Consider the following 3455-nt stretch of genomic DNA (forward strand, 5'->3'; position numbering starts at 1 on the left):
TGTGGCTCACGCTGCCCGTCTGCGGCGCCGTGCTGCTGTCCCTGTGCGGCGGCTGGCTCGGATCCCGGCTGTTGAAAGGTAAAGCGCTATTCCGCCAGTTTGTCAGCTAGTTTACTGACGTGATGATGACGCACCGGCATTTCTGCTGGTGCGTCATTGCTTAACGGCACAAATCGTTAATGCCCCTGCATTTAGTAGCACAAAACATTAAAAACCCGCCCACACAGCCCGAATTTTTCCGGTTAATATTCACCAGCTAAATATTTAGCAGCGTGTCTATCAAGGAAAAAGAATGACTATAAGAAAAACAGCGCTGGCGACAACGATCGGCGCAGCAGTGGCATTGGCTTCTTTCGCATCCCAGGCGGAAATCACTCTTCTGAAACAGGATCCGCAGGCGGGTAACCCGCTGAGCCGCCTGAACTTCACCGTTGGCGGTAGTATTCGTCCTCAGTTCCAGAACATGACCGGCGATGACGGCAAAAACGGCTACAAGCGCAACGGCTTTGACGGCGGTACCCGCTTCCGTTTCGCGGCAGACTACTACCTGTTCGATGACATCAGCTGGATCACTTACTACGAGCTGGGTGTGAACATTCCGGCGCAGTTTAACTGGGATAACCACTACGCCGACGGCGCGCACGATACTTCACGCCGTATGCTCTACACCGGTCTGAAGAGCGACACCTGGGGTACGCTGACCTTCGGCCAGCAGAACAGCGTGTACTATGACGTGGTGGGCGCAAAAACCGATATCTGGGACTACGACATGATTGGTCAGGCGCCAGGTAACGGGATTAATGGCGACTACGACGGCTCTTACCGTTCACGCCAGATGCTGAAGTACAAGAAAACCGTGGGCGATGCTGACATCTACGCCTCTTACCTGTTTGAAGACAGCGAATACCTGCCGGGCAACGGCCTGCGCTACAAGCGTAAAGGCGGCGGTTCACTGGGTATCGATTATCACCTGACCACCGATCTGACCTGGGGCGCAGCGTGGAACTACACCCGCGCGGACATGCGTAACCCGGACAACGGCGACAGCAAATCCTACGACCAGAACATCCTTGGTACCGCCCTGAGCTGGACGCCGGATAACTGGACCTTCTCCGCAGGCGGCGGCTGGTATCAAAACTTCCTGACCACCAAAAAAGTGTCCGTTAACGACTACTTCGCCGGTGATGCATGGGGTATTGAATACTTTGCGGGTTACAAGTTCCCTGTTGGTCAGTATGCGGTGAAATCCATCCAGCCGTACTTCATGGGCGACCGTATCGAGTACGTGAATGGCCGTAACTACCAGCGCATCGACAACGGTGTGGGTATCAGCTTCCAGCTGGATTACGGTTTCCGCGTGGATTACGAACACGTGTTCACCTCCAGCACCGACAACCTGGGCGACATGAACCTGGTGCGTCTGCGTTACGACTTCTAAGTTGTCATGTAGGGTGCGGCCTGATGCCCTCACCCTGACCCTCTCCCACGGGGAGAGGGAAAAAACATTAAAAACGGCAACCCAGGTTGCCGTTTTGCTTTTACCTCGCCACCCGGCTTTATTTTTCAGCGATCGAGCCACTCAGCAATTTCTTCGTACGTCCCGCGATACACAATCTTCTCCGCCTTTTTCTCCAGCTGATAGCCGTACATCGGGTCGTAATAATCCTTCAGCAGCGGCACAAGCCAGCTGAAGTGCGCGTCAGTGCTGCCAGTACGCTGTTGCTCGACAAGCGCGGCATCCAGCAGGGCGGTAAATTCCGCGAAGCGTTGCAGCCCCAGACGGCGACGAATGGCGTACAGGCCGTGATGCAGATATTCGCTATACGCTTTCCAGCCCGCTTTCTCGCCGTAGGCAGCAGAAAAATCGGCCCACATATGGTCGAAATACTCTTCGCGCAGGCGCTCCAGGCGGACTTCAAAGGGGTCTTCGACGACAACGACAGGGGCGTCAACCATGCGGTCGCGCAGGCATTCCGGCAGGTGGTTAGAGCCAATCATCCGGCCTTCATCTTCCAGCACCCAGCGCGCGGCGTCTTTTTTTAGCAGTTCGACGGCAAGGTGATTTTCAAAACTGGCCTGGGAAAGCTGCGGGGTGAGCGTGCGACCAAATGATGAGCCGCGATGGTGCGCCAGCCCTTCCAGATCGATGCCCTGCGCATGCTGCTTAACCAGCAGCGTTTTACCGTTTCCGGTACAGCCGCCGATAAGCACCATCGGTTTTTGTGACTGCTCAATGGTCACCTGAATCGCCGTCTGACGCAGGGCCTTATAGCCGCCGCGGATCAGCGGATAATCGATTCCCGCCTCTTTCAGCCAGGCCTGGGAGATGTGTGAGCGCTGGCCACCGCGCGCGCAGCAAAGGTAGCCCTCAGGATGGGCCAGGCTGGCTTCCCGCCAGGCGTTGATGCGCGCCTCTCGCGTCTCGCCGTTGACCAGGCTATGGCCGAGCGCCAGCGCGGCGTCCGGACCCTGGCGTTTATAGCAGGTGCCGACGGCGGCACGCTCGTCGTCGTTCATTAAGGGCAGGTTGAGTGCGGCGGGCATCGCACCCTGGGCAAATTCGATCGGCGCGCGAACGTCGATTAAAGGGGTATCGGACGCGAGGATCGCGCGATAGTCCGTTCCATCGTTCATGGTGATTCCAGAAGAAAACTGAGCAGCAATGGGCGGGAATTGTACGCCGGGGAAGGGGAAGGTCAACTCCCCGGCGGGGGATACTTACTTCAGTTTTGACTGCGCCCAGACAATGCCGCTCGCGTATTCTGGCGGCAGCAGGGGAACAATCGCTTCCAGCGTAGCGCTCAGGCGGTCCGTGTCAGTATCGTTCAGGTTCAGGTGGCCGACCTTACGCCCCGGACGTACCTCTTTGTCGTACCAGTGCAGGTGCACCAGCGGCAGCTTCAGCCAGTTGTAGTTCAGATCGGTGCCGATCAGGTTGATCATCACCGACGGGCTGGTCACCACCGGCTGCGGCAGCGGCAGGTCAGTGATGGCGCGCAGGTGCAGCTCGAACTGGCTGATGGAGGCGCCGTTTTGCGTCCAGTGACCGCTGTTGTGCACGCGCGGCGCAAGTTCGTTGATCAGCAGACCCGACGGCGTGACGAAACACTCCATCGCCATTACGCCCACATAGCCCAGCTCATGCATGATGGCAGAGAGCATTTCTTCCGCCTGCGCCTGCTGGTCAGCATTGGCCTGCGGGAAGGCGACGCTGGTGCGCAGAATCCCGTCCTGATGCAGGTTATGCGTTAGCGGGTAAAAAACGGTGTGCCCGTCATGCCCGCGCGCGCCAACCAGCGACACTTCACCGCTAAAGTTAATGCCCTGCTCAACGATGCACTCGCCGTAGCAGTCATCCGGCAGCTCGGCGGTGTCGTTCGCGCGCAGGCGCCACTGCCCGCGGCCGTCGTAGCCGCCGACGCGACGCTTCACAATCGCCAGGTCTCCCAGCATCG

Annotated in this window: 3 protein-coding genes; 1 reads left to right on the forward strand and 2 read right to left on the reverse strand. The window is 58.1% G+C overall.

Annotated elements, in window-relative coordinates:
* Positions 1 to 292: 292 nt before the first annotated feature.
* A complete protein-coding gene (locus tag DD606_RS24190) occupies positions 293 to 1438 on the forward strand; it encodes a porin (RefSeq protein WP_022650515.1) in 1146 nt (381 codons plus the stop codon).
* A 125-nt stretch (positions 1439 to 1563) separates the two neighbouring features.
* Here the strand turns inward: DD606_RS24190 and mnmH are convergent, their stop codons facing one another.
* On the reverse strand, positions 1564 to 2634 hold the full coding sequence (mnmH, locus tag DD606_RS24195) for a tRNA 2-selenouridine(34) synthase MnmH (protein WP_022650516.1): 1071 nt from the start codon (positions 2632 to 2634) through the stop codon (positions 1564 to 1566).
* 84 nt (positions 2635 to 2718) lie between these two features.
* The coding region (gene purK, locus DD606_RS24200; protein WP_129259332.1) for a 5-(carboxyamino)imidazole ribonucleotide synthase at positions 2719 to 3455 on the reverse strand (737 nt) is incomplete at its 5' end.

It is taken from the genome of Enterobacter cloacae complex sp. GF14B (assembly GCF_004136805.1).
Classification (GTDB): domain Bacteria; phylum Pseudomonadota; class Gammaproteobacteria; order Enterobacterales; family Enterobacteriaceae; genus Enterobacter; species Enterobacter hormaechei_C.